Genomic DNA, 25,475 nt, shown 5'->3' with positions numbered 1-25,475 from the left:
CGCCGCGTTGGCGATCGCGGGCAAGGCCGTGCGCCTCGTGTTCGGTGTGCTCGCCGCGGCGACTGCCGTCTTCCTCGGCTGGTCGACGCTCCAGCTGCTGCTGGCGGAACCGTTCGATGCCATCGCGGCGACAGTGACCGAGGTCACCGGTCTCGCGGGAGGCCGCGCGGTGCATGAGGTCGTGGCGAGCATCGTCCCTTCCACGTGGCCGTACATCGCACTCGTCGGGTGGGCGATCCTGCTCGCCGCGTCGCTCGTCGTCCTGACGACGTGGCGAGGATGGAAGGCCGGAGGACGCCGCTACCGCACGGATCCCGTGGATGTCGCCCATGACGGTCCCGTCGACGCCGTCGATTCCTGGGACGAGCTGTCGCGCGGAACCGATCCGACGCGCTGACCCCGATAGACTGAACTCGAACTGCACGCCGTCCCCCGGAGGAGAACATGACCAACCCGATCGCCGATCCCGGCCACGGACACTCGCCTGCCGCCTGGACCGCTGTCGTGATCATGCTGGTCGGCGTCACCGCCGGCACCGTCGCGTTCTGCTTCGAGCAGCCCGCACTCGTGTGGGCGTCGGTCGCCCTCATCCCGATCGGTGCGATCGTGGGTTGGGCGCTGGCCAAGGCCGGCTACGGCGTGAAGGGTCCGAAGTACGCTCCGAAGGCGCACTAATGGTCCTCGCCGACCTGACGGCCGGCGCTGTCGCTGACGCAGAGCGTCGTGCTCTGTCGCGCCCGCTCGCCGTCGTCGAACGCGCGGCGCTGGAGCGTCCGGCAGCCAAGGATGCGCTGTCGTATCTCGCCCCCGCCGATCGCGTCAAGATCATCGCGGAGGTCAAGCGCGCGAGTCCGTCGCGCGGTGCCCTCGCAGAGATCCCCGACCCGGCACTCCAGGCGTCCCTCTACGAGACCGGTGGCGCGTCGGCGATCAGCGTGCTCACCGAGGAACGCCGCTTCGGCGGCAGTCTCGCCGATCTCGAGGCCGTCACGGCGAAGGTCTCCCTTCCCGTGTTGCGCAAGGACTTCATCGCCACGCGCTACCAGGTGCTCGAAGCGCGGGCCGCCGGCGCCGACCTCGTGCTGCTGATCGTCGCCGGACTCGAACCCGCTGTGCTCCGTGACCTCTTCGCGTTCATCACGGACCTCGGCATGACACCGCTCGTCGAGACGCATTCCGGGGAGGAGCTCGAGGCGGCGATCGACCTCGGTGCGCCGCTCATCGGTGTGAACGCGCGGGATCTGAAGACCTTGGAGCTCGACCGCGACCTTTTCGGGCGGCTCGTGGAACGGATCCCCGACTCCGCGGTGAAGATCGCGGAGTCCGCGGTGCTGACCCCGGCCGATGTCGTGCACTACCGTTCCGCCGGCGCCGATGTCGTCCTCATCGGCGAGGCGCTCGTGACCGGAGACCCGGTCGCCACCCTCAAGCGTTTCCTGGAGGCATGATGAGTCTGCGTGCGCAGCACGGCCCCTTCTTCGGCGAGTTCGGCGGGCGCTTCATGCCCGAGTCGCTGATCGCCGCGATCGACGAGCTGACCGTGGCGTACGAGGCCGCGATCGACGACCCGGAGTTCCGGACCGAACTCGCTCAGCTGCTGCACTCCTACGCCGGTCGACCGTCTCCGATCACCGAGGTGCCGCGGTTCGCCGAGCATGCCGGCGGCGCGCGCATCTTCCTCAAGCGCGAAGACCTGAACCACACCGGGTCCCACAAGATCAACAACGTGCTGGGGCAGGCTCTGCTCACCAAGCGCCTGGGGAAGACCCGGGTGATCGCCGAGACGGGTGCGGGGCAGCACGGCGTCGCGACCGCGACGGCGGCCGCATTGTTCGGCCTGGAATGCACGATCTACATGGGCGAGGTCGACACCGAGCGGCAGGCCCTCAACGTCGCCCGCATGCGCCTGCTGGGCGCCGAGGTGATTCCGGTGACCTCGGGCTCGCGCACGCTCAAGGACGCCATCAACGACGCCTATCGCGATTGGGTGGCCTCGGTCGAGACGACCAACTACATCTTCGGCACCGCCGCGGGACCTCACCCGTTCCCGGCGATGGTCCGTGATTTTCAGAAGATCATCGGCGAAGAGGCACGCGCCCAGCTGCTCGACGAGGCCGGTCGGCTCCCCGACGCGGTCGTCGCGTGCGTCGGCGGCGGGTCCAATGCGATCGGCATGTTCGATGCGTTCCTCGACGACGACGACGTCAAACTCTATGGCGTGGAGGCCGCGGGAGACGGGGTCGACACCGAGAAGCATGCGGCATCGATCGAACGCGGCCGTCCCGGCGTGCTGCACGGCGCGAAGACCTACGTGCTGCAGGACGAAGACGGGCAGACGGTCGAATCGCATTCGATCTCGGCAGGCCTCGACTATCCCGGCGTCGGCCCGGAGCATTCCTGGCTCGCAGACATCGGGCGCGCCGAGTACATCCCCGCCACCGATGACGAGGCCATGCAGGCTCTGCGCCTGCTCAGCCGCACCGAGGGGATCATCCCGGCCATCGAGTCGGCTCATGCCCTCGCCGGCGCGCTGCGGATAGGACGCGAGCTCGGCCCCGAAGGTCTGATCGCCGTCTGCCTCTCCGGGCGCGGCGACAAGGACATGGACACCGCCGCCCGCTACTTCCAGCTGTACGACGAGGCCGCTCTGGAGCACGACGTCTCGGCGGAGAGCGACGACGAAGAAGCGGCATCGAAGGGGGAACCGCAGCTATGAGCCGCGTCGAACAGGCGATCCAGAAGGCGCACGACGCCGGCCGCAGCGCGTTCGTCGGCTACCTCCCTGTGGGGTTCCCCGACCTCGACACCAGCATCCGGGCAGCCATCGCCCTCGCCGAGAACGGCGTCGACATCATCGAACTGGGCCCGCCGTACAGTGATCCGGTGATGGACGGCGCGATCATCCAGGAGGCGACGACCAAGGCTCTCGCCGCGGGATTCCGGATGGCCGATCTGTTCACCGCGATCCGTGCGATCACGGCCGCGACGGACGTTCCCGTGCTCGTCATGACGTATTGGAACCCGGTGATGCAGTACGGGGTCGACCGCTATGCCGACGACCTGCTCGCCGCGGGGGGCGCCGGGCTCATCACACCCGACATCACGCCGGAGGCCGCGGGGGAGTGGATCGCCGCCAGCGAGCGGACGGGCCTCGACCGGGTGTTCCTCGCGGCGCCGACGTCGTCCGACGAGCGCCTCGACCTGGTCGTGAAGTCGTCGACGGGCTTCGTCTACACCGTCTCGACGATGGGGATCACCGGAGAGCGGGCGGAACTCGACCGTGCTGCGCGTACCCTCGTCGGTCGGCTGCGCGCACGGCGCCGTTCGCGCCTGCGTCGGTATCGGCATCTCGACCGCCGAGCAGATCGCCGGAGTCTCCGAATACGCGGATGGCGCGATCGTCGGCACCGCACTCGTCCGCGCCCTCCGTGACGGCGGCGTACCCGCCCTCGCCGAGGTCACCCGAAACCTGGCTGCCGGTACCGCGTCGGCACGCCCCGAGACCGAGAACTAGAATCGCACTCATGTCCCTCGCGTTCCCCAGCACCTTCACGAGCGTGCTCGCCAGCATCCCGAGCCCCCTGGTGTCCTACTTCGACCTCGGGCCGGTACGGATCCACTTCTACGCGCTGTGCATCATCGCCGGCATCATCGCCGCCACGCTGCTGACCAACCGTCGGCTCACGAAGCGCGGAGCCGAGCCGTGGGTCGTGATCGACATCTCGATCCTGGCCGTGCCGCTGGCCATCATCGGCGCCCGCATCTTCCACGTGCTCACGCACCCGAACTTCTACTTCGGTGAGGGGAAGAACACCTGGAACCCGTTCGAGCCCGGCTCGGTGTGGGCCATCTGGGAGGGCGGCATCGCGATCTTCGGCGCGCTCATCGGAGGCGCCATCGGCGCCTACCTCGGTTGCCGCTGGACCGGGATCCGGTTCTGGACGTTCGCGGATGCCCTGGCACCCGGTCTCCTGCTCGCTCAGGCCATGGGGCGCTTCGGGAACTGGTTCAACCACGAGCTCTTCGGTCTCCCCACCGACCTGCCCTGGGGACTCGAGATCGAGTCGACGAACTCCGCCTTCCCGCCCGGTCTCCCGGAAGGGACGCTCTTCCACCCGACGTTCCTCTATGAAGTGATCTGGAACGGGCTGGGTGTGCTGGTGCTGCTGTGGCTCGGGCGGAAGCTCTTCTTCCAGTGGGGCCGCCTGTTCGCGATCTACCTCATCTGGTACAGCGCAGGACGCATCGTCTGGGAGTCGATCCGCATCGACCCGAGCGAGATCATCCTGGGTCTGCGCAGCAACGTGTGGGCGGCCATCCTCGGCGTCGTCGTCGGTCTCGTCATCCTCATCGTGCAGACACGCCGTCACCCCGGTCTCGAGCCCTCGCCGTACCAGCCCGGTCGCGAGAAGACCGACGCCGGCGCTGATGTACAATCGCAGAACAATCCCTCTGACTTCGTGGACGTGAGCGAGCCTCCGACCGAGGAAGTCACCGCAGGAGCCACTGCCACAAGCACCGCTCCCACGAGCGAGGACGGCTCCCGATAAACAACGCCACCTCGTGGCGGGAGAACCATTGCACTGAACGAGCGGGCCGACGTCGTCCCCGGGTTTCACTGAAGATCTGAGGACGGTAACTGGTGTACTTCCAGCCACCCTACGGCGCGTCCGGCGCCTACCCCCCGAAGCAGGGAATGTACAACCCGGCGTTCGAGAAGGACGCCTGCGGCCTCGCCATGGTCGCGACCCTGCGCGGCGAAGCCGGGCACGACATCATCGCGTTGGCCCTCGAGGCCCTGCGCAACCTGGAGCACCGCGGGGCCATCGGCTCCGACGCGGGCACCGGGGACGGCGCCGGCATCCTGACGCAGATGCCCGATGCATTCCTCCGCGCTGTGACCGGCTTCGAACTGCCGCCCGTCGGGGAGTACGCCGCAGGACTGGCGTTCCTGCCTCGCGATTCGAGCGAGCGTCGCCAGCAGAAGGCCGGGATCGAGAAGATCGCCCGTTCCGAGGGACTTCGCGTCCTCGGCTGGCGCGAGGTCCCCACAGCCAACGAGAACCTCGGCAAGCTCGCCGACGAGGCGCGTCCCGCGTTCGAGCAGCTGTTCGTGAGCGCCGGTGGGGCGACCCACGCCGACGCACCGCTCACGGGCATCGCTCTCGATCGCGTCGCCTACCGCCTGCGCAAGCGCGCAGGACATGAGCTCGGCGCCTACTTCGTCTCCCTGTCCGCCCGAACCCTCGGCTACAAGGGCATGGTCACGACGCTCCAGCTGGAGCCGTTCTACCCCGACCTGCAGGACGAGCGCTTCGCCTCCGAGCTCGCGGTCGTGCACTCCCGCTACTCGACGAACACGTTCCCGTCCTGGCCTCTGGCGCAGCCGCTGCGCATGCTCGCACACAACGGCGAGATCAACACCGTCGGCGGCAACCGCAACTGGATGCGCGCGCGCCAGTCGCAGCTCGAATCCGAACTGCTCGGCGACATCGCGCCCCTGCTGCCGATCTGCACCGACGGCGCCAGCGACTCCGCCTCGTTCGACGAGGTCCTCGAGCTGCTGACCCTGACCGGGCGGAGCCTGCCCCACGCCATCATGATGATGGTGCCGGAGGCCTACGAGAAGCAGTCCGACATCACGCCGGAGCTGCGCTCGTTCTACGAGTACCACTCGAACCAGATGGAGCCGTGGGACGGACCCGCTGCGCTGATCTTCACCGACGGAACCCTGGTGGGTGCGACCCTCGACCGCAACGGACTGCGCCCTGGACGCTGGACGGAGACCACCGACGGTCTGGTCGTGATCGGCTCCGAGACCGGGGTGCTGCACTTCGAGCCGGAGCGCATCAAGCGCCGCGGACGTCTGCAGCCGGGCAAGATGTTCCTCGTCGACACCTCGCAGCGTCGCATCGTCGAGGACAGCGAGATCAAGCGCGACCTCTCCACGATGCACCCGTGGCAGGAGTGGCTGGATGCCGGTGCCGTGCGTCTCGCGGAGCTTCCGGAGCGCGAGCACATCGTGCACCCGCCGGCATCGATCACCCGACGCCAGCGCACCTTCGGCTACACGGAGGAAGAGGTCCGCATCCTCCTCACTCCGATGGGTCAGACCGGAGTCGAGCCACTCGGCGCCATGGGGTCAGACACCCCGATCGCGGTGCTCAGCAAGCGTCCGCGTCTGCTGTTCGATTACTTCACGCAGCAGTTCGCCCAGGTCACGAACCCGCCGCTCGACTCGATCCGTGAAGAAGTCGTCACGAGCCTCAAGCTGGGGCTCGGACCGGAGAGCAACCTGCTGTCGTGGGGCCCCGAGCACACTCGCACCGTCTCGCTCGACTTCCCCGTCATCGACAACGACGAGCTCGCCAAGATCCGCCACATCGACAAGGCCATGCCCGGACGATGGAGCGCGACGATCCGCGGCCTCTACCACTTCGACGCAGGTCCTCAGACGCTCCAGGACCGTCTCACGGAGATGTGCGCGGAGGTGGATGACGCCATCGAGAACGGCGCCGAGTTCATCATCCTGTCCGACCGTGACTCGAACAAGGACCTGACGCCGATCCCGTCGCTGCTCATGGTCTCGGCGATCCACCACCACCTCATCCGTCGTGAGAACCGGATGAAGGTCGGGCTCATCGTCGAGGCGGGCGACGTGCGCGAGGTTCATCACGTCGCGACTCTCATCGGCTATGGCGCCTCCGCCGTCAACCCGTACCTGGCGATGGAGACGGTCGAACACCTCGTCCGCACCGGGTTCATCACCGGCATCACTCCCGAGAAGGCCGTCGAGAACCTGATCTACGCGCTCGGCAAGGGCGTGCTCAAGATCATGTCGAAGATGGGCATCTCCACGGTGTCGTCATACGCGGGCGCCCAGGTGTTCGAGGCGATCGGTCTCAGCCAGGAGTTCATCGACGCGTACTTCACCCGTACGGAGTCGAAGCTCGGCGGCATCGGGATCGAGGAGATCTTCGCCGAGAACCAGGCACGTCACGACTACGCCTATCCCGAGGATGCCGCCGCCCGTGCGCACGAGCGTCTGTGGACCGGTGGCGAATACCAGTGGCGCCGTGACGGCTCGCCGCACCTGTTCAACCCGGAGACGGTGTTCAAGCTGCAGCACTCCACCAGGACGCGGCGCTACGACATCTTCCGTGAGTACACCGCACTCGTCGACGAGCAGGCCGCCGAGCTGAAGACCCTTCGTGGTCTCTTCCAGCTGCGCACCGGCACCCGCAAGCCCGTCCCCCTGGACGAGGTCGAGCCGGTGTCGTCGATCGTCAAGCGTTTCTCGACCGGGGCGATGAGCTACGGCTCGATCTCCCGCGAGGCGCACGAGACCCTCGCCGTCGCGATGAACAGCATCGGCGCCAAGTCGAACACGGGTGAGGGCGGCGAAGACCCCGACCGGCTTGTCGACCCCGAGCGTCGGAGCGCCATCAAGCAGGTGGCCTCGGGACGATTCGGGGTGACGAGCCTGTACCTCACCGAGGCGGACGACATCCAGATCAAGCTCGCCCAGGGCGCCAAGCCGGGCGAGGGAGGGCAGCTGCCTCCGACCAAGGTCTACCCGTGGGTCGCCCGTACCCGGCATGCCACCGCGGGCGTCGGCCTCATCTCGCCTCCGCCGCACCACGACATCTACTCGATCGAGGACCTCAAGCAGCTCATCTTCGACCTGAAGCGTGCGAACCCCGAGGCGCGCATCCACACCAAGCTGGTCAGCCAGTCCGGTATCGGTGCGGTCTCCGCCGGTGTGGCGAAGGCGCTGAGCGATGTGATCCTGGTGTCCGGTCACGACGGCGGCACAGGCGCGAGTCCGCTCAACTCGCTCAAGCACGCCGGCACGCCCTGGGAACTCGGCCTCGCCGAGACCCAGCAGACGCTCATGCTCAACGGCATGCGCGACCGCGTCGTGGTGCAGGTCGACGGCCAGCTGAAGACAGGTCGTGATGTCATCATCGGCGCGCTGCTCGGCGCGGAGGAGTTCGGCTTCGCCACCGCTCCGCTCGTGGTCAGCGGGTGCATCATGATGCGGGTGTGTCATCTCGACACGTGCCCGGTCGGCGTCGCCACCCAGAACCCGGTGCTGCGCGACCGTTTCACCGGCAAGCCGGAGTTCGTCGTGAACTTCATGGAGTTCATCGCCGAGGAGGTCCGCGAACTGCTGTCCGAGCTCGGCTACCGTTCCCTCGACGAGATCATCGGACGGGCCGACCTCATCGAGGTCGACGCCGCGGTCGAGCATTGGAAGGCCGAGGGCCTCGACCTCAGCCCGGTCCTCGAGGGTCCTGCCTTCCCCGCCGGCGAAGCCCGTCGCAACGCACGCGCCCAGGACCACGAACTCGACAAGCATTTCGACGTCCGACTGATCGATATCGCCAAGAATGCTCTGCTCAATGCGGAACCCGTGGTCGTGGAACTCCCGATCGCGAACACCGAGCGCGCCGTCGGCACGATGCTCGGCCACCAGGTGACCTCCCGGCACGGCGCCACCGGTCTTCCGGAGGGGACGATCGACGTCACGCTCCATGGAACCGCAGGACAGTCTCTCGGCGCCTTCCTGCCGCCGGGCATCGTCCTTCGTCTCGAGGGCGACGCGAACGACTACGTCGGCAAGGGGCTTTCGGGCGGCGACATCACGATCCGACCGCCTCGCGGCTCGTCGATCGCTCCGCACGAGAACGTCATCGCCGGCAACGTGATCGGTTACGGTGCGACATCGGGCACGATGTTCATCTCCGGCGTCGTTGGCGAGCGCTTCCTCGTACGCAACTCGGGCGCCACGGCGGTCGTTGAGGGTGTGGGCGACCACGCTCTCGAGTACATGACCGGAGGCCTGGCGGTGATCCTCGGCTCGACAGGACGCAACTTCGGTGCGGGGATGTCCGGGGGAGTGGCGTATGTCCACGCTCTCGACGCCGGCAAGGTGAACGCGCAGTCGCTGGGCAGCGGCGAGCTCCGTCTCGAGCCCCTCGACCGTGCAGACCTCGAGGTGCTGCGCAGCCTGCTCGTCGCGCACGTCGAGCGCACGGCATCGCCGCGAGCCTCTGCTCTCCTGGAGAGCTTCGAGGAGAGTGCGTCGGAGTTCGTGAAGGTGCTTCCTCGAGACTTCGCCGCCGTGCGGAGCATGCGCGAGGAGGCGCTGGCCGAGGGGATCGACCCCGACGGCGACATCGTGTGGAACCGCATCCTGGAGGTGACCGGTGGCTGATCCCAAAGGCTTTCTGAAGGTGACCGAGCGGGAACTTCCCGCACGACGTCCGGTGCCGGTGCGCATCATGGACTGGAAAGAGGTCTATGAGCCCGGCGACAAGGCGGTCCTGCGTCGCCAGGCCGGCCGCTGCATGGACTGCGGTGTGCCGTTCTGCCATCAGGGCTGCCCCCTGGGCAACCTGATCCCGGAGTGGAACGATCTCACCTGGCGGGGAGAGGGGCGCGCCGCCATCGAGCGGCTGCACGCCACGAACAACTTCCCGGAGTTCACCGGTCGTCTCTGCCCCGCACCGTGCGAGAGCTCGTGCGTGCTGGGCATCAACCAGCCTGCGGTCACGATCAAGCAGGTCGAGGTCTCGATCATCGACGAGGCGTTCGCGAAGGGCTGGGTCGAGCCGGAGCCACCGGAGCGTCTGACCGGGAAGACCGTCGCCGTCGTCGGGTCGGGGCCTGCGGGTCTCGCGGCCGCCCAGCAGCTCACCCGCGCAGGGCACACCGTCGCGGTGTTCGAGCGCGACGACCGGATCGGCGGCCTGCTCCGCTACGGCATCCCCGACTTCAAGATGGAGAAGACGCAGCTCGAGTCGCGCCTTCGCCAGATGCAGGAGGAGGGCACCCGGTTCCGCGCCGGTGTGGAGATCGGCAAGGACATCTCCTGGCCCGACCTGCGCGCCCGTTACGACGCCGTCGTGATCGCCACCGGGTCGACGGTTCCGCGCGACCTGGCGATCCCCGGCCGCGACCTCGACGGCGTGCACTTCGCGATGGAGTACCTGGTCGAGTCCAACCACGCGGTCGCCGGCGACAAGGTCACCGACCAGATCAGCGCCGAAGGCAAGCACGTCATCGTGATCGGCGGCGGCGACACCGGTGCGGACTGCATCGGCACCGCGCACCGCCAGGGGGCGCTCAGCGTCACGAACCTCGCGATCGGCAAGCAGCCCGGCGACACCCGCCCCGACCACCAGCCGTGGCCGATGATGCCGACGATCTTCGAGGTGTCCTCCGCGCACGAAGAGGGTGGCGAGAGGGTCTTCCTCGCATCCACGGTCGAGTTCCTCGGCAACGAGGTCGGCGAGGTCCGCGCGCTGCGGGTCGCCGAGACCGAGTACGTCGACGGACGTCGTGTTCCCAAGAGCGGCACCGAGCGCGAGATCCCCGCCGATCTGATCCTCATCGCGATGGGCTTCACCGGACCGGAGCAGGACGGGTACACCGAGGAGACCCTTCCGCAGGTGAGCGACCGCGGAGCGTTCCGCCGCGATTCCTCGTACGAGTCCACCGTCCCCGGTGTGTTCGTCGCCGGTGACGCCGGCCGCGGGCAGTCGCTCATCGTGTGGGCCATCGCCGAGGGTCGCGCTGCCGCGGCGAACGTCGACCGGTACCTGATGGGAACGACCGTGCTCCCCGAGCCCGTGCGCCCGAGCGATGTCGCGATCGGACTCCAGCCCGCGTAGGCTGAGGCCGGCACCGTCGCCTGATCTACATCCCCCACTTCTACCCTGGAGCAATCTTTGAGACGCGCGAAAATCGTCGCCACCCTGGGCCCCGCCACCTCCACCTATGAGACGGTGCGTGCACTGATCGATGCGGGGGTGGACGTCGCACGCCTGAACCTCAGCCACGGTGACTACTCCGTGCACGAGAACAACTACGCCAACGTGCGTCGTGCGGCCGAGGATGCCGGCCGTGCCGTCGCGATCCTCGTCGACCTGCAGGGCCCGAAGATCCGCCTCGGCAAGTTCGAGGGCGGACCGTACGAGCTCGCCAAGGGCGACCTCTTCAAGATCACCACCGAGGACATCGTCGGGAACAAGGAGATCTCCGGCACCACATTCAAGGGCCTCCCCAACGATGTGAAGCCGGGCGACTTCCTGCTCATCGACGACGGCAAGGTCCGCGTCGAGGTCGTCGAGACCGACGGCGTCACCGTCACCACCAAGGTGATCGTCGCGGGCGCCGTGTCCAACAACAAGGGCATCAACCTCCCGGGTGTCGCGGTGAACGTGCCTGCTCTGAGCGAGAAGGACGAGGACGACCTGCGCTGGGGGCTCCGTATCGGAGCCGACCTGATCGCGCTGTCCTTCGTGCGGAACGCGGCCGATGTGACCCGCGTGCACGAGATCATGGCCGAAGAAGGCGTCAAGGTCCCCGTCATCGCCAAGGTCGAGAAGCCGCAGGCGGTCGACGCGCTCGAGGAGATCGTGGATGCCTTCGACGCCATCATGGTCGCCCGTGGAGACCTCGGTGTCGAGCTGCCGCTCGAGGCCGTGCCCATCGTGCAGAAGCGCGCCGTCGAACTCGCCCGTCGCAACGCGAAGCCCGTCATCGTCGCGACGCAGATGCTCGAGTCGATGATCAACAGCCCCGTCCCGACGCGCGCCGAGACCTCGGACGTCGCGAACGCCGTGCTCGACGGCGCGGACGCCGTGATGCTGTCCGGCGAGACGAGCGTGGGCGACTACCCGGTCGTGGTCGTCGAGACCATGGCCCGCATCATCGAATCGACCGAGGAGCACGGGCTGGAGCGCATCGCGCCGCTCACGACCAAGCCCCGCACCCAGGGCGGTGCGATCACCCTCGCCGCGCTCGAGGTCGCCGAGTTCGTCGATGCGAAGTTCCTCTGCGTCTTCACGCAGTCGGGCGACTCCGCGCGTCGCCTGTCGCGTCTGCGGTCGCGCATCCCGATGATCGCGTTCACCCCGGAGCCGGGTATCCGTCGTCGTATGGCGCTCACCTGGGGCATCCGCTCGACGCTCGTCGACATGGTGCAGCACACCGACCTGATGTATCACCAGGTCGACGAGTATCTGCTCGGCAACGGACTGGCCGAGGAAGGGGACAAGGTCGTCGTGATCTCGGGTTCCCCTCCCGGGATCATCGGATCGACGAACGACCTTCGCGTGCACAAGGTCGGCGACGCGATCCGCGGTGCAGCACCGATCTACAAGGCCGGCGTCTGACACACGGCATCCAGTGGGGGCGGGACTTCGGTCTCGCCCCCACTGTCGTGCGGCCCGGTAGTTTTACTCTCATGAGCCGAAGCTGTGCGACAGGGCGTGTGTCATCGGCATGCTGAGGAAGGCCGCTTGGTGGATCGCCGACTACGTATACGCGGGCTACTGGCAGCTGCGAGCGACGTTCGACCGCACCGATCCCGCGACTTTCGGATCAGGGAGCCGAGCGAACATCGTCGTGCTCCCCGGAGTGTACGAGACGTGGAAGTTCATGCAGCCCCTCGTGGAGCAGATGCATGCGAGGGGGCACGCCGTCCACATCGTCGACACGCTGCGTCGGAACGAGCGTCCTGTGGCCGACATCGCCGCGGCCGTCGCGGAGTTCGTCGAGCGTCACGACCTCACCGACGTGATCCTCGTCGCGCACAGCAAGGGCGGGCTGGCAGGCAAGCTCGTCATGACCGGGCATGCGGGGGAGCGGGTTCGTTCGATGCTCGCGATCGCGACACCGTTCGGCGGCTCGCGTTACGCGCGGCTGATGCTGTCGCGCACCCTGCGCGCGTTCTCGCCAGAGGATCCCTCGATCGTGGGCATGGCCCGACAGCTCACGGTCAATGAGCGGATCGTGTCGATCTACGCGGCGTTCGATCCCCACATCCCGGAGGGCAGCGAGCTGGCCGGTGCGAAGAACGTGCGACTCGAGACAGGCGGGCACTTCCGGATCCTCGCGCACCCCCGCGTCCTGGCCGAACTCGCTGTGCTCGCGGAGTGATCTCGGGTCGTCGATATCTGTGTGCCGGCGGTGGGACTCGAACCCACACGCCCTTTCGGACAAAGCATTTTGAGTGCTCCGCGTCTGCCATTCCGCCACGCCGGCTCGTGTGTCGCGTCTACGACTTTAGCGCAGGGGGCGGGGTGCGTTCGCCGCCGCCGACGCCCTACGGCTCCCTGACAGGGGCACTCCACTAGGATGGTCATGTGACAGAGCACGAAGAGCAGGCCGAACAGCCCACGTCATCCGCACCCCGACGCGTCGTCGTCGCCGAAGACGAGTCGTTGATCCGTCTCGACATCGTCGAGATCCTCCGCGACAACGGCTTCGATGTCGTCGGCGAGGCTGGTGACGGAGAGACGGCGGTGGCGCTCGCGACCGAGCTGCGGCCCGACCTCGTCATCATGGACGTCAAGATGCCTCAGCTCGACGGCATCAGCGCCGCGGAGAAGCTGCACAAGGGCAACATCGCACCCGTGGTCCTCCTGACGGCGTTCAGCCAGAAGGAGCTCGTCGAGCGCGCGAGCGAGGCGGGCGCCCTGGCATATGTCGTGAAGCCGTTCACGCCGAACGACCTCCTTCCCGCGATCGAGATCGCGCTGGCTCGTCATGAGCAGATCATCACGCTCGAGGCCGAGGTCGCCGACATGGTCGAGCGCTTCGAGACCCGTAAACTCGTCGACCGGGCCAAGGGGCTGCTCAACGAGAAGATGGGTCTGAGCGAGCCCGAGGCGTTCCGCTGGATCCAGAAGGCGTCCATGGACCGTCGCCTGACGATGCAGGACGTCGCCAAGGCGATCATCGAGCAGCTCGCGCCGAAGAAGTAATGGTGGCGGCCGGGGTCCTCCGGCTCGACGCCGAGCACATCCTTCGGCCGGTCCGCCTCGGTGACGGTGCTGCTCTCTCGCGGGCGTATCTCGCGAACCGGGAGCATCTCGCGCCGTGGGAGCCGATCCGCTCCGAGGCGTTCTTCGCCGTCGCCTCGCAGGAGCAGCACGCGCAGCAGTGCGTGGAGGACGCAGCCGCCGGCCGCAGCGTCCGCTTCGTGATCGAGTCGGATGACGGCGAGATCCGCGGGCGGATGAACCTCAACAACATCGTGCGCGGTGCCTTCTGGAGCGCGGATCTCGGCTACTGGATCGATGCGTCACGCCTACGCCGAGGACTGGCGAGTCGGGCGGTAGGAGAGATCGCGGGATATGCGCGGGATGAGCTGCGCCTGCATCGCCTTCAGGCCGCGACGCTGCTGCACAACCTCGGCTCCCAGCGCGTGCTGCTCGGCAACGGCTTCGAGCGCATCGGACTCGCGCCGAAGTACCTGCTGATCGCGGGGGAGTGGCAGGACCACCTGCTGTTCCAGCGGCTGCTCGAGGTGCCGCTCAGCTCCCCGAGGGAAGGTCCTTGATCATGTTCGTGATCCGGATCGTCGAGCACCGACGTCCCTGATCGTCCGTCACCACGATCTCGTGCACCGTGATGCTCCGCCCGAGGTGGACAGGGGTGCACACGCCGGTGACGACTCCCGACGTCGCCGATCGGGTGTGCGTCGCGTTGATGTCGACGCCGACCGCGAGTCGACCTGCGCCCGCATGCAGATTGGCTGCCATCGACCCGAGCGACTCGCCGAGCACCACGTACGCTCCGCCGTGCATGAGGCCCACGGGCTGGGTGTTGCCCTCGACAGGCATCGTCGCCACGCAGCGATCAACGCTGAACTCGACGAACTCCATGCCCATCTTCTCGGCGAGAGCGCCCATTCCGCGGGCCGTGGCCCACTCGAGCCCTTCGCTCGTCGCGACGTCGCTCATGATCCTCCTCAGCGGGTGTCTGTCGTCCTCGTTAGGCTGACAGGGTGACGGACTCCGCAAAGCCTACCCTCATGGTCGTCGACGGCCACTCGCTCGCCTACCGTGCCTTCTTCGCCCTCCCGGTCGAGAACTTCACGACCAAGGACAACCAGCACACGAACGGCATCTACGGTTTCCTGTCGATGCTGGTGAACCTCATCAAGGCCGAGCAGCCGACGCACCTGGCCATCGCCTTCGACACCTCGCGTCACTCGTTCCGCACAGACGAGTACCCGGAGTACAAGGCCACCCGCTCGGAGTCGCCGCAGGAGTTCAAGGGACAGATCCCTCTTCTGCAGGACTGCCTCGCCGCCATGTCGATACCGGTGCTGACGAAAGAGGGGATCGAGGCCGACGACATCCTCGCGACGCTGGCGTCTCAGGGTGCCGAGCAGGGCTTCGAGGTGCTCGTCGTCTCCGGCGACCGCGACACCATCCAACTCGTGAACGACGACGTCACCCTGCTCTATCCGTCGGTGCAGGGCGTCTCCCAGCTCAAGCGCTACGACCCGGCCACGGTGCAGGAGCGCTACGGCGTCCGGCCCGAGCAGTACCCCGACATCGCGGCTCTCGTAGGCGAGACCAGCGACAACCTCCCCGGTGTGCCGAAGGTGGGCGAGAAGACCGCGGTCAAGTGGCTGACGCAGTTCGGCTCCCTCGATGAGCTGATCGCGCGCGCCGACGAGATCAAGGGCGTCGTCGGCGGCAACCTCCGCGACCACATCGACGACGTGCGGCGCAATCGCAAGCTCAACCGCCTGCTCACCGACGTCGAGCTGCCGGTGGGACCCGCCGACCTCGTCGTCACGCCCATCGACGCACAGGCGGTGCGCGACATCTTCGCCCGCCTCGAGTTCCGCACTCTGCTGCCCCGAGTCTTCGAAGCCGTCGGAGCAGGCGAGGTGGCGGACGACCCCGCGTCCGTCGTCGTGCTGCCCACCCCCGTCGAGGTCTCGGAGACAGACCTCGCGACCTGGGCGGCCGCGCAGGACGGCGACGTCGCGATCCGACTCGCGACGCAGGGGGTGTGCCAGTGCGCATCGGTGCCGCGACGGCGAGCGAGGTGCGCGAGTCCGCCTGGCCGGATGCTGCGGCCGATGCACTTCGCGGATGGCTCGAGTCCGACGCGCCGAAGGTGCTGCATGACGCGAAGCCGCAGGTGAAGGCGCTGATCCGTCAGGGCATCCGCCTCCGTGGCCTCGCTTATGACACGAGCCTCGCCGGATGGCTGCTGCGCCCGAGCTTCCCCGACAAGACGCTCGCCGACCTGGTCGAGCGCTATCTGGGCGAGAAGCTGCCGGAAGCCGACCCGACGCAGCTCGTTCCCGAGACCGAGGGCGCGACGCCCTCACAGGAGGCGTGGTTCGCCCTCCGGGTCGCGGACGCTCTGCGGGAGGATCTCCCTGAATCAGTCGCCACGGTACTGGTCGACATCGAGCTGCCGACGCTGCTCACCCTCGCCGACATGGAGGTCGCCGGCGTGGCGGTATCCCACGAGGTGCTCTCGACGTTCTCGGGTGAGCTCGCCACGCGCGCCGAGGGGCTCGCGCAGGAGGCGTTCTCGGTCGTCGGACGCGAGTTCAACCTCGGCTCTCCCAAGCAGCTGCAGGAGGTGCTGTTCGAAGACCTCCAGCTGCCGAAGACCCGAAAGACGAAGACCGGCTATTCGACGGACGCCGCCGTGCTCGCGGACCTGCAGGAAAGCCATCCCCATCCGTTCCTGAGCCTGCTGCTGCAGCACCGCGAAGCGACTAAGCTCCGTCAGATCATCGAGTCGCTCGACACGGCCATCGGAGCCGATCACCGGGTGCACACGACCTATGTCCAGACCGGGAGCCAGACAGGGCGGCTGTCCAGCACCGATCCGAACCTGCAGAACATCCCGGTGCGCACCGAGGAGTCCCGCCGCATCCGAAGTGCCTTCGAGGTCGGCGAGGGGTACGAAGCTCTTCTCACGGCCGACTACTCGCAGATCGAGATGCGCATCATGGCGCACCTCTCGGGTGACGAAGGGCTGATCGAGGCGTTCAACAGCGGCGAAGACCTGCATCGCTTCGTCGGCGCGCGCGTGTTCGGCGTCGACCCGAGCGAGGTCACACCCGCGATGCGCACCAAGGTCAAGGCGATGTCGTACGGCCTGGTCTACGGGCTGTCGGCATTCGGGCTGTCGAAGCAGCTGCGCATCGAGCAGTCCGAGGCCAAACAGCTGATGGTGGAGTACTTCGCGAGGTTCGGTGCCGTCCGCGACTACCTCCGCGCGTCTGTCATGAAGGCCAAGGAGGTCGGGTACACCGAGACCATCTTCGGCCGCCGTCGGCCGTTCCCCGACCTCGCGAGTCCCAACCGCGTGCTGCGCGAGAACGCCGAACGTGCCGCTCTCAACGCCCCGATCCAAGGCAGTGCGGCCGACATCATGAAGATCGCGCTGCTGCACATCCATGACGACCTGCACACGGAGGGTCTCGCTTCTCGGGTTCTGCTCCAGATCCACGACGAACTCGTGGTCGAAGTCGCCCCGGGGGAGTGGGATGCCACCGAGCGCATCGTCCGGGCCCGGATGGGTGATGCCGCCGAACTGTCGGTGCCGCTCGACGTGCAGGTCGGGCGCGGACGCGACTGGAACGAGGCCGCGCACTAGGCACCGGTGCGGCGAGGGGTCGGGGATTAGGCTGAAGGGTATGACTTCAGCTCCCCGCACTCCCTCCGCCATCGACGCCGTCGCCGATGAATGGGTCGACACGATCGCGGTTCTGGCGCCCACGCTCGGCACCTACATCGGTCGCGACGAGGTCAACGATCGGTTCGGCGACCTCAGCCCCGCCGGTCACGACGAGATCGCAGCGGCGACCCGAGCGACTCTCGACAAACTGTCGGCGCTCGAACCGACCGACGCCATCGACGAGGTCACGAAGACCGATCTGAGCTCTGAGCTCCGTCTGGATCTGGAGTTCCACGACGCGAAGTGGCATCTGCGCGACCTCAACGTGATCGCTTCGGCACCGCAGGATGTCCGCTCCGCGTTCGACCTCATGCCGACAGCGACCGTCGACGACTGGGACGTGATCGCCACGCGCCTCGCGGCCGTTCCCGCGGCGCTTCGGGGGTACGTCGAGACGCTCCGCACCGGCATCGCCGAGGGCATCACTCCTGCCCGCCGTCAGGTCACAGAGGTCGCGCTCCAGATCGACCGCTACACCGCGGACGACGGTTTCTTCGCGGCTTTCGTCGCGCACGCCGACCCCGACGAGGGTCAGCTTCCCGCGTCCCTCGCCCGGACACTGGCAGACAATTCCGCGGCCGCACGGGTCGCCTACGACGAACTGCGTCGGTTCCTCGCTGAGGAGCTGGCTCCCGTCGCCGGCGAGGTCGATGCGGTGGGGCGCGAGCTCTACGCCTTGAACTCCCGCCGATTCCTGGGGGCGACGATCGACCTCGACGAGACCTACGAATGGGGGCGCGAGGAGCTCGATCGCATGGTGGCGGAGCAGACCGCGATCGCGAACGAGATCCTACCTGGCGCGTCTGTGGAAGAAGCGGTCGCCCACCTGGAGGCCGATCCTTCGCGCAAGCTCGTCGGCACCGACGCGCTCCAGAAATGGATGCAGGAGACCAGCGATCGGGCAGTGGCCGAACTCGCCGCCTCGCATTTCGACATTCCGGAGGCGATCCGCACCATCGAGTGCATGATCGCCCCGACTCAGGAGGGCGGGATCTACTACACGGGTCCGACCGACGATTTCTCACGCCCCGGCCGGATGTGGTGGTCGGTCCCAGAGGGCGTGACGGAGTTCGATACATGGCGGGAGTTGACGACCGTCTATCACGAGGGCGTACCGGGACACCACCTGCAGATCGCTCAGGCCGTGTACAACCGGGCCGAGCTCAACTCCTGGCGTCGACTGCTCGCCGGCACGTCGGGTCACGCCGAGGGCTGGGCGCTCTACGCCGAGCGTCTGATGGAGCAGCTCGGGTACCTCGATGATTCGGCTGACCGCCTCGGCATGCTCGACGGTCAGCGGATGCGCGCCGCCAGAGTGGTGCTCGACATCGGTGTGCACCTCGGCAAGCCCCGCCTCGATGGCACCGGCGTGTGGGATGCCGAGTACGCGCTCGAGTTCATGCGCCGCAATGTCAACATGTCGGATCAGTTCGTCCAGTTCGAGGTCAACCGCTACCTCGGCTGGCCCGGTCAGGCGCCGTCGTACAAGGTCGGTCAGCGCATCTGGGAGCAGGTGCGCGATGGGGTGCGTGCCGCCGAGGGCGAGGCGTTCTCGTTCAAGGCGTTCCACACGCGCGCGCTGGACATGGGCGGCGTGGGGCTCGACACCCTCCGCACCGCGTTGCTCCCACGCTGAGGGGAATGCGCGGCGTACCCCCGGTGTTCATTCACCTGAATAGGAAAGGGATGACATGAGCATCGAGTTCGGGCTGGACACCTTCGGCGACATCACCCGCGATGCGGACGGGGAGCTTCTCACCGGAGCTCAGACCATCCGCAACATCGTGGCACAGGCGGAACTGGCCGACACCGTCGGCGTGGACTTCTTCGGCGTGGGGGAGCACCACCGCACCGAGTTCGCTGTCTCCGCTCCGGAGATGGTGCTCGCGGCGATCGCGGCGCGAACCGAGCACATCCGGCTCGGAACCGCGGTGACCGTCTTGTCGTCGGACGATCCGGTGCGCGTGTTCGAGCGCTTCTCGACGCTCGATGCGCTCTCGAACGGACGGGCGGAGGTCGTGCTCGGTCGCGGCTCCTTCATCGAGTCGTTCCCGTTGTTCGGCTACGACCTCCGCGACTACGATGCGCTCTTCGAGCAGAAGCTCGAGCTCTTCGTCGAGTTGCTCAAGGAAGAACCCGTCACGTGGTCCGGCACGATGCGCGCGCCTCTCGAGAACGCGAACGTCTTCCCCAAGACCGAGAAGGGACTGCGCACGTGGGTCGGTGTCGGCGGGAGCCCTGAGTCCGTCGTGCGCGTGGCTCGTCATGGTCTCGGATTGATGCTCGCGATCATCGGCGGGCCGGCTCATCGGTTCAAGCCGTTCGTCGACCTCTATCACCGTTCGGTCTCGTCCTTCGGAACGACCTCGCATCCGGTCTCCGTGCACTCGCCGGGGCACATCGCCGCGACGGACGACGAGGCGTGGGAAGCCGCGTACTCGGGCTTCGAGGCGATGAACAACACGATCGGGCGGGAACGCGGCTGGCCCGCGTACAGTCGGGCGCGGTTCCAGAACGACGTGGGACCGGAGGGCGCCATCTACGCGGGCTCTCCGGAGCGGGTCGCGACGAAGATCGCCGATACGATCACGACGCTCGGGCTGGGGCGCTTCGATCTGAAGTACGCCACCGGAACCCTGTCGCACGAGTCGATGATGCGCAGCATCGAGCTGTACGGCACGGAGGTCATCCCGCGCGTTCGGAAGATCCTCGCCGACCGGGCCTGACGCGTCATCCGACGCAGGGCGGTATCGGCACGGCTCTACGATGAAGAGCATGGCCAACACCGCCCTGCCGAGTCGATCTTCGCTCGCCGAGCGCCTGGACGTCCTGCCTTTCACGCGTCGACACCTCCGTCTGCTCACCGGTTCTGGGCTCGGCTGGGCGCTGGATGCGATGGACGTCGGGCTCATCTCGTTCATCCTCGCGGCGCTGACGCAGCAATGGGGTCTGACCAAGGGGGAAGCCGGCTGGATCGCGTCCGTCGGGTTCCTCGGCATGGCGATCGGAGCCACCCTCGGCGGACTCCTCGCTGACCGCTTCGGGCGCCGGCAGGTGTTCGCGATCACCTTGCTCGTATACGGCATCGCGACCGGTGCGAGCGCCCTCGTCGGGGGCCTCGCCATGCTCCTGCTGCTGAGGTTCTTCGTCGGTCTGGGGCTGGGTGCGGAGCTCCCGGTCGCGTCGACGTATGTCAGCGAGTTCGCTCCTTCGCGCATCCGCGGGCGGTTGATCGTGATCCTCGAGGCCTTCTGGGCGCTCGGGTGGACAGCGGCTGCGGTGATCGGATTCCTCGTCATCCCGGCGTCCGACGACGGCTGGCGTTGGGCCTTCGCGCTCGGGGCGATCCCTGCCGTCTATGCGATGTTCGTGCGGTGGGGTATGCCGGAGTCGCCGCGATGGCTCGCCTCTCGGGGACGTATCGCCGAAGCCGACCGCATCGTGTCGGCCTTCGAAGCGGATGCGGGCGCTGTGTCCGGCCCCGCGATCCGGAAGGAACCCGCGTCGCGGACCATCGCCGCCACGACCAGAGCGCGCCTGGCCACGCTGTGGAATCCGGAGTTCCGGGTGCGGACGCTGTGCCTGTGGGTGGTGTGGCTCGGGGTGAACTTCGCGTACTACGGGGCGTTCATCTGGATCCCCAGCATCCTCGTCGACGCCGGCTTCGATCTGGTCACGTCGTTCGGATACACACTCATCATCACTCTCGCGCAGTTGCCGGGCTATGCTGTCGCGGCGTGGCTGATCGAAGTGTGGGGAAGGCGGCTGACGCTCTCCCTCTTCCTGGTCGGGTCTGCCGTGTCGGCGGTGTTCTTCGGTACCGCCGACACCGAAGGGGCGATCATCGCGGCAGGAATGGCGCTGTCGTTCTTCAACCTCGGCGCCTGGGGCGCGCTCTATGCCGTGACACCGGAGATCTATCCCACATCGTTGCGCGGGACAGGGGCGGGATGGGCGGCCGGCGTGGGCAGGATCGCCTCGATCATCGCGCCCCTCTCCGTCCCCGTCATGCTGGTCGCCGGCGGAGCGCCCCTCCTCTTCGCCGTGTTCGGGCTCTGCTTCGTCGGCGCGGCGGCCGCGGCGTGGGGCCTGGTCGACCGCGGCGGCGTCGCGCTCGACGATCGCTGAACCGCAGCCTCGTGTGCACGCTTCTGAGACGATCTCCCCGCCACCAGCAGCAATAGGCTGGGACGATGGCAGATGTACGCTTCGTGGCGATCGGCGATTCGTTCACCGAGGGAGTCGGTGACGTCCTCCCGAATGGACAGGAGCGCGGCTGGGCCGACATCGCGGCTCAAGGCTGGGCCGATGCGGCCGGGCACGGAATCCAGTACGCGAACCTCGCGATCCGCGGCAAGCTCGCCTGGCCCATCGTCGAGGAGCAACTCGAACCCGCACTCGCGCTACGCCCCACGCATCTCTCCTTCAACGGCGGCGGCAACGACATGCTCCGACCGCGCACCGATGTCGAGCACATCGCCGACGCCTTCAGCCGCGTTCTGCGACGCTGCGACGAAGAGGGCGTGACCATGATCCTCCTCTCCGGCGCCAACCCGAGCGGTCAGCTCCCGATGGGAAACCTCGTGCAGCGCAGGGGCGACCTCCTCTCTGACGCCGTGCTGCGCCGGATCGAGGACCGTCCTGACGTCGTTCGCGCTCTCAACTGGCCCGACCACGAGCTGTCCCGAGGGGCGTACTGGGCGGATGACCGCCTGCACATGAACGCGGCGGGCCATCACCGTGTGGCGGCGCGTGTGCTGCACGCCCTCGGTTTCGAGCCCCCAGAGACATGGTGGGCGCCGAGTGATCGTCTCGACGGAGGACCCTCAGGACTCGCGTACTACCGCGAGTTCGTCGGGCCGTGGGTGCGACGTCGTGTGACGCGGACGTCGTCAGGCGATGGCCGGTCGGCGAAGTACCCCACCTGGGTAGACCGAGTGCCCTCATGAGCGACACCACCGGGTCCGTATGACCGACTTCGAGCTCGCACGCATCCCGGCAGGGACGATCACACTCCGTGATGCGCGCCGGGGCGAGCAGCGCGACGTGATCCTGGAGTCGTTCGAGATCGGCGTGTACCCGGTCACCGAAGAACAGCTCGCAGAGGTTCTCGGCGTGCCGGCTCGTCATCCGCGTCGCCCGGCTGCCGACCTCAGCTGGCTGCGTGCCGTGCATCTGAGCAATGCCCTGTCGGAGTGGGAGGGGCTCGATCCGGTCTACCGGTTCGACGGCGAGGAAGTGAGCTGGGACACGACAGCCGAGGGCTATCGCCTCCCCACCGAAGCGGAGTGGGAGTTCGCGTGTCGCGCAGGCTCGACAGGCCCGCACTACGCGCCCCTCGCGGATGCGGCCTGGACGGGAGCGGACGGAGTGTCGTCCCCTCAGGACATCGGCGGCAAACTGCCGAACCTCCACGGACTCTTCGATACGCTCGGCAACGTCTGGGAGTGGTGCTGGGACCTCCTGGATCCCGCTCGCTACGACGACTACCGCGTGTTCCGCGGAGGGGGTTCGCCGATGACGCGTGGAGCGTCCGGGCGTCGGTTCGTCGCGGGGAGCGCCCCGCATGCACCATGAAGACGTCGGGATCCGGCTCGCCCGTGGAGCCTTCGACACCCCGGGCGAGGCGCAGGGCTGGTCGGCGCGCGCCGATCGGGAGCGCGCCGTGCAGGAGGGTCCGCTGCCCTCCGGGTGGACGCCGCGCCGTCGCTGACCAGCCGCGTTTTGGACGAGGTGGCCCTCGAATGCCAGGCTGGAGAGATGTCCGATTCGTACTCGCTCATCATCTCTCAAGGCCGCGTCGCCGACCGTACCGACGGTGCTCTCGTCGGTGCGCGTCGAGTCGGTGACGCGGTCTCCTCGCTGCTCGGTCTGGAACCCGAGGTCATCGGCAGCCCGGAGCCCAGCAGAGTCGATGACTGGTCGACCGCGCTCCCGGAGGCACAGGAGACGTTGACCGGTCTCCGCCGCGCGGTGCGTGAGGCGATCCGCGCAGGCGCGACGCCCCTGATGATCACGAACACCTGCGCGGCGAGTCTGGGCACGCTGCCGACCGTCGCGGAGCAGCACCCCGATGCCGTCGTGCTGTGGATCGATGCCCATGGCGACTTCAACACGCCGGCGACCACGGAATCGGGCTACCTCGGCGGCATGGTTCTCGCCGCCGCCTGTGGACTCTGGGACAGCGGGCACGGTGCGGGGCTCGACCCGACCAAGGTGGTCGTCGTCGGCGGTCGCGACATCGAGACCGCGGAGGCCGAGTTGCTGGTTGGTGCGGGCGTCACGGTCCTCGCGCCGGAGGACAGCACCCCGGAACGCGTCCTCGAGCTCATCGCCGGGCGTCCGGTCTGGATCCATGTCGACTGGGACGTGCTCGAGCCCGGCTACATCCCCGCGGCCTATCGCGTGGGTGGCGGACTCCTCCCGCACGACATCGCTGCGATCTTCGCCGCCGTGCCGCAGGGCTCGGTCCGTGGGGTGGAACTGGCTGAGTTCGAGGCCGGGGATGCCGAGGTCCCAGAGCGGGTGAGCGTCGAACTGATCGTCGAGACGCTGCAGCACCTGCTCCGCTGACAGCGCGCTGCGCGGGCTCGGCCCTCAGCGTCGACGCTCGGGGTCCAGGCCCATGCGGATGCGGGTGCGCTTGCGTTCGACAAGGATGAAGAACGTCCCGACGATCCAGAGCGGGATCGGCATGAGGAAAGCGACCCGGAACGCGTCGAGCGTGTAGGTCTCTGGAGTGCCGGCGCCCTGCAGGTCGAGGGCGAGTCCGATCAGGAAGATGGCGATGAGGGCCGCGATGAAGCCGCCGGCATTCGTCACGCCGGTCGCGGTGCTCAATCGGTGGCTGGGATTGTGGGTTCTGGCGTGATCGAACGCGATCATCGAGGCAGGACCACCGGTCGCGAGCGCGATCGCGAGGACGTACAGCAGCCAGATCGGCGCGGGGGTGGGGAACGCGACCACGACGATCCAGGCCGTCATCTGCACTCCGACGGCGGGGAGGACCAGTGCGAGGGAGCGGTAGTTCGGCAGCCTCCGAGAAAGGTCGCCGATGACCGGCCCCAGAAGCATGCCGGCAACGACATATACGGAGATGATGCCCGCGGCATGGGCGGTGTCGAGCCCCTCTGCCGCAGTGAGGAAGGGCATCCCCCACAGCAGCACGAATGCGGTTCCGGCGAATGGCGTGGTGAAGTGCGACCAGAACGCCAGACGTGTGCCCGGGTGCGCCCACGCTGCGCGGATGCCCACACCCGTGTCGATCGCCGAGGTGACGACGCGGACGACACCGGTGTCCGTGTTCACGGTGAGATCGGCGCCGCGTTCGGCCGGGTGATTGCGGATGACCAGCGCGACGAGGATGGTGAACAGGACGCCGAGCCCGGCGATGCTCCCGAACGTGATGGTCCACGATGTCGCGTGCAGGAGTGCCGCGAGCGGAACGAGCGCGATCAACTGCCCGCCCTGGCCGATGATGCCGGTGAACTGCACCATGAGCGGCCCGCGCTGCGCGGGGAACCAGGTCGCGACGAGACGCAGCACGGCGGGGAAGATCGCCGCATCCCCGGCGCCGAGGAGCACACGAGCGAAGATCGCGATCCCGATGCCGGGGGAGAGGGCCATCGTCAACTGCCCAGCGGCCATGAGCAGCATGCCGATGGTCATGATCGGACGGGAGCCGAAACGGTCGAGGAGCACTCCGACCGGGATCTGCATGCCGCCATAGACGGCGAGCTGCACCACGGCGAACAGCGCCAGCGTGGACGCGTCGGCGTGGAACCGGTCGGCCGCTTCCACGCCGACGGCACCGAGCGAGGTCCGGTTGGTGATCGCGAGCACGTATGCCGCGACGCCGACCGACCAGATCACCCATGCGCGCCATCCCGGAATCGAGGCGGGGGAGCGGGAGACCTGCGGCACGTCTCAACGCTACTCCTGCGAAAGACGTTGCCCTG

The 25,475-nt window shown here is 67.7% G+C and carries 18 protein-coding genes, 1 tRNA gene and 3 pseudogenes; 19 read left to right on the top strand and 3 right to left on the bottom strand.

What is annotated here, in order from left to right:
- Positions 1–7: 7 nt before the first annotated feature.
- From G4G29_RS10090 to G4G29_RS10045, 10 genes and pseudogenes are all read left to right on the top strand, one after another.
- Entirely contained in the window at positions 8–397 is a 390-nt protein-coding gene (locus G4G29_RS10090; protein ID WP_244631862.1) for a Trp biosynthesis-associated membrane protein, read from the top strand.
- A 47-nt stretch (positions 398–444) separates the two neighbouring features.
- Positions 445–675, top strand: a complete 231-nt coding sequence (locus G4G29_RS10085) for an HGxxPAAW family protein (protein ID WP_183150038.1) — start codon at positions 445–447, stop codon at positions 673–675.
- Complete coding sequence (gene trpC / locus G4G29_RS10080) at positions 675–1,448, top strand: indole-3-glycerol phosphate synthase TrpC (protein ID WP_183150037.1); 774 nt, start codon at positions 675–677, stop codon at positions 1,446–1,448. The genes G4G29_RS10085 and trpC overlap by 1 nt, the downstream gene beginning before the upstream one ends.
- Positions 1,448–2,716: a tryptophan synthase subunit beta gene (gene trpB / locus G4G29_RS10075; RefSeq protein ID WP_183152803.1), complete on the top strand. Its 1,269-nt coding sequence runs from the start codon at positions 1,448–1,450 to the stop codon at positions 2,714–2,716. The genes trpC and trpB overlap by 1 nt, the downstream gene beginning before the upstream one ends.
- Positions 2,713–3,514 (top strand): annotated as a pseudogene (trpA, locus tag G4G29_RS10070) (tryptophan synthase subunit alpha). Before trpB ends, trpA begins: the two are co-directional and overlap by 4 nt.
- Before the next feature lie 10 nt (positions 3,515–3,524).
- The gene (gene lgt / locus G4G29_RS10065) at positions 3,525–4,550 is read left to right on the top strand and encodes a prolipoprotein diacylglyceryl transferase (protein WP_183150036.1); all 1,026 of its coding nucleotides are present in this window, start codon (positions 3,525–3,527) and stop codon (positions 4,548–4,550) included.
- Positions 4,551–4,696: 146 nt separating this feature from the next.
- Positions 4,697–9,220, top strand: a complete 4,524-nt coding sequence (gene gltB, locus G4G29_RS10060; RefSeq protein WP_183152802.1) for a glutamate synthase large subunit — start codon at positions 4,697–4,699, stop codon at positions 9,218–9,220.
- Positions 9,213–10,679 carry a glutamate synthase subunit beta gene (locus tag G4G29_RS10055; RefSeq protein ID WP_183150035.1) on the top strand — a complete coding sequence of 489 codons (1,467 nt, stop codon included), beginning with the start codon at positions 9,213–9,215 and terminating at the stop codon, positions 10,677–10,679. The genes gltB and G4G29_RS10055 overlap by 8 nt, the downstream gene beginning before the upstream one ends.
- A 57-nt stretch (positions 10,680–10,736) precedes the next feature.
- The gene (pyk, locus tag G4G29_RS10050) at positions 10,737–12,185 is read left to right on the top strand and encodes a pyruvate kinase (protein WP_183152707.1); all 1,449 of its coding nucleotides are present in this window, start codon (positions 10,737–10,739) and stop codon (positions 12,183–12,185) included.
- 109 nt (positions 12,186–12,294) lie between these two features.
- Positions 12,295–12,951 (top strand): alpha/beta fold hydrolase, encoded by a 657-nt coding sequence (locus G4G29_RS10045; protein ID WP_183152706.1) that lies wholly within the window; start codon positions 12,295–12,297, stop codon positions 12,949–12,951.
- Between the two features lie 22 nt (positions 12,952–12,973).
- On the opposite strand, the gene G4G29_RS10040 is transcribed toward G4G29_RS10045, so the two are convergent.
- Positions 12,974–13,056 (bottom strand) — tRNA-Leu (locus tag G4G29_RS10040).
- A gap of 101 nt (positions 13,057–13,157) precedes the next feature.
- Here G4G29_RS10040 and G4G29_RS10035 point away from each other — a divergent pair.
- Both G4G29_RS10035 and G4G29_RS10030 read left to right on the top strand, forming a co-directional pair.
- A complete protein-coding gene (locus G4G29_RS10035) occupies positions 13,158–13,778 on the top strand; it encodes a response regulator (RefSeq protein ID WP_017202127.1) in 621 nt (206 codons plus the stop codon).
- 2 nt (positions 13,779–13,780) lie between these two features.
- A complete protein-coding gene (locus G4G29_RS10030) occupies positions 13,781–14,356 on the top strand; it encodes a GNAT family N-acetyltransferase (RefSeq protein ID WP_244632567.1) in 576 nt (191 codons plus the stop codon).
- Here G4G29_RS10030 and G4G29_RS10025 read toward each other — a convergent pair.
- Complete coding sequence (locus G4G29_RS10025; RefSeq protein WP_183152704.1) at positions 14,331–14,759, bottom strand: hotdog fold thioesterase; 429 nt, start codon at positions 14,757–14,759, stop codon at positions 14,331–14,333. The two genes, G4G29_RS10030 and G4G29_RS10025, sit on opposite strands and share 26 nt — an antisense overlap.
- A 44-nt stretch (positions 14,760–14,803) precedes the next feature.
- Here G4G29_RS10025 and polA point away from each other — a divergent pair.
- The 7 genes and pseudogenes from polA to G4G29_RS09990 all read left to right on the top strand — a co-directional run bounded on the left by polA (position 14,804) and on the right by G4G29_RS09990 (position 24,090).
- A pseudogene (gene polA, locus G4G29_RS10020) lies at positions 14,804–17,436 on the top strand (DNA polymerase I).
- 40 nt (positions 17,437–17,476) lie between these two features.
- Complete coding sequence (locus tag G4G29_RS10015) at positions 17,477–19,153, top strand: DUF885 domain-containing protein (RefSeq protein WP_183152703.1); 1,677 nt, start codon at positions 17,477–17,479, stop codon at positions 19,151–19,153.
- A gap of 55 nt (positions 19,154–19,208) precedes the next feature.
- The gene (locus G4G29_RS10010) at positions 19,209–20,243 is read left to right on the top strand and encodes an LLM class flavin-dependent oxidoreductase (RefSeq protein ID WP_183152702.1); all 1,035 of its coding nucleotides are present in this window, start codon (positions 19,209–19,211) and stop codon (positions 20,241–20,243) included.
- A gap of 49 nt (positions 20,244–20,292) precedes the next feature.
- On the top strand, positions 20,293–21,645 hold the full coding sequence (locus tag G4G29_RS10005) for an MFS transporter (protein ID WP_183152701.1): 1,353 nt from the start codon (positions 20,293–20,295) through the stop codon (positions 21,643–21,645).
- Between the two features lie 65 nt (positions 21,646–21,710).
- Positions 21,711–22,466: an SGNH/GDSL hydrolase family protein gene (locus tag G4G29_RS10000; RefSeq protein ID WP_183152700.1), complete on the top strand. Its 756-nt coding sequence runs from the start codon at positions 21,711–21,713 to the stop codon at positions 22,464–22,466.
- Between the two features lie 19 nt (positions 22,467–22,485).
- Positions 22,486–23,230, top strand: a pseudogene (locus G4G29_RS09995) (formylglycine-generating enzyme family protein).
- 47 nt (positions 23,231–23,277) lie between these two features.
- Positions 23,278–24,090: an arginase family protein gene (locus G4G29_RS09990; RefSeq protein ID WP_183152699.1), complete on the top strand. Its 813-nt coding sequence runs from the start codon at positions 23,278–23,280 to the stop codon at positions 24,088–24,090.
- Between the two features lie 24 nt (positions 24,091–24,114).
- Here the strand turns inward: G4G29_RS09990 and G4G29_RS09985 are convergent, their stop codons facing one another.
- Positions 24,115–25,440 (bottom strand): MFS transporter, encoded by a 1,326-nt coding sequence (locus G4G29_RS09985; RefSeq protein ID WP_183152698.1) that lies wholly within the window; start codon positions 25,438–25,440, stop codon positions 24,115–24,117.
- Between the last annotated feature and the right edge of the window lie 35 nt (positions 25,441–25,475).

Source organism: Microbacterium sp. Se63.02b (assembly GCF_014171575.1).
Lineage (GTDB): Bacteria > Actinomycetota > Actinomycetes > Actinomycetales > Microbacteriaceae > Microbacterium.
This window is presented reverse-complemented; position numbering and strand designations above follow the sequence as displayed.

Coding starts and splice junctions, on each gene's coding strand:
- G4G29_RS10085 (WP_183150038.1), top strand. CDS start 445: ATGACCAACCCGATCGCCGATCCCGGCCACGGACACTCGCCTGCCGCC.
- trpC (WP_183150037.1), top strand. CDS start 675: ATGGTCCTCGCCGACCTGACGGCCGGCGCTGTCGCTGACGCAGAGCGT.
- trpB (WP_183152803.1), top strand. CDS start 1,448: ATGAGTCTGCGTGCGCAGCACGGCCCCTTCTTCGGCGAGTTCGGCGGG.
- lgt (WP_183150036.1), top strand. CDS start 3,525: ATGTCCCTCGCGTTCCCCAGCACCTTCACGAGCGTGCTCGCCAGCATC.
- gltB (WP_183152802.1), top strand. CDS start 4,697: ATGTACAACCCGGCGTTCGAGAAGGACGCCTGCGGCCTCGCCATGGTC.
- G4G29_RS10045 (WP_183152706.1), top strand. CDS start 12,295: ATGCTGAGGAAGGCCGCTTGGTGGATCGCCGACTACGTATACGCGGGC.
- G4G29_RS10025 (WP_183152704.1), bottom strand. CDS start 14,759: ATGAGCGACGTCGCGACGAGCGAAGGGCTCGAGTGGGCCACGGCCCGC.
- G4G29_RS10015 (WP_183152703.1), top strand. CDS start 17,477: ATGACTTCAGCTCCCCGCACTCCCTCCGCCATCGACGCCGTCGCCGAT.
- G4G29_RS10010 (WP_183152702.1), top strand. CDS start 19,209: ATGAGCATCGAGTTCGGGCTGGACACCTTCGGCGACATCACCCGCGAT.
- G4G29_RS10005 (WP_183152701.1), top strand. CDS start 20,293: ATGGCCAACACCGCCCTGCCGAGTCGATCTTCGCTCGCCGAGCGCCTG.
- G4G29_RS10000 (WP_183152700.1), top strand. CDS start 21,711: ATGGCAGATGTACGCTTCGTGGCGATCGGCGATTCGTTCACCGAGGGA.
- G4G29_RS09990 (WP_183152699.1), top strand. CDS start 23,278: ATGTCCGATTCGTACTCGCTCATCATCTCTCAAGGCCGCGTCGCCGAC.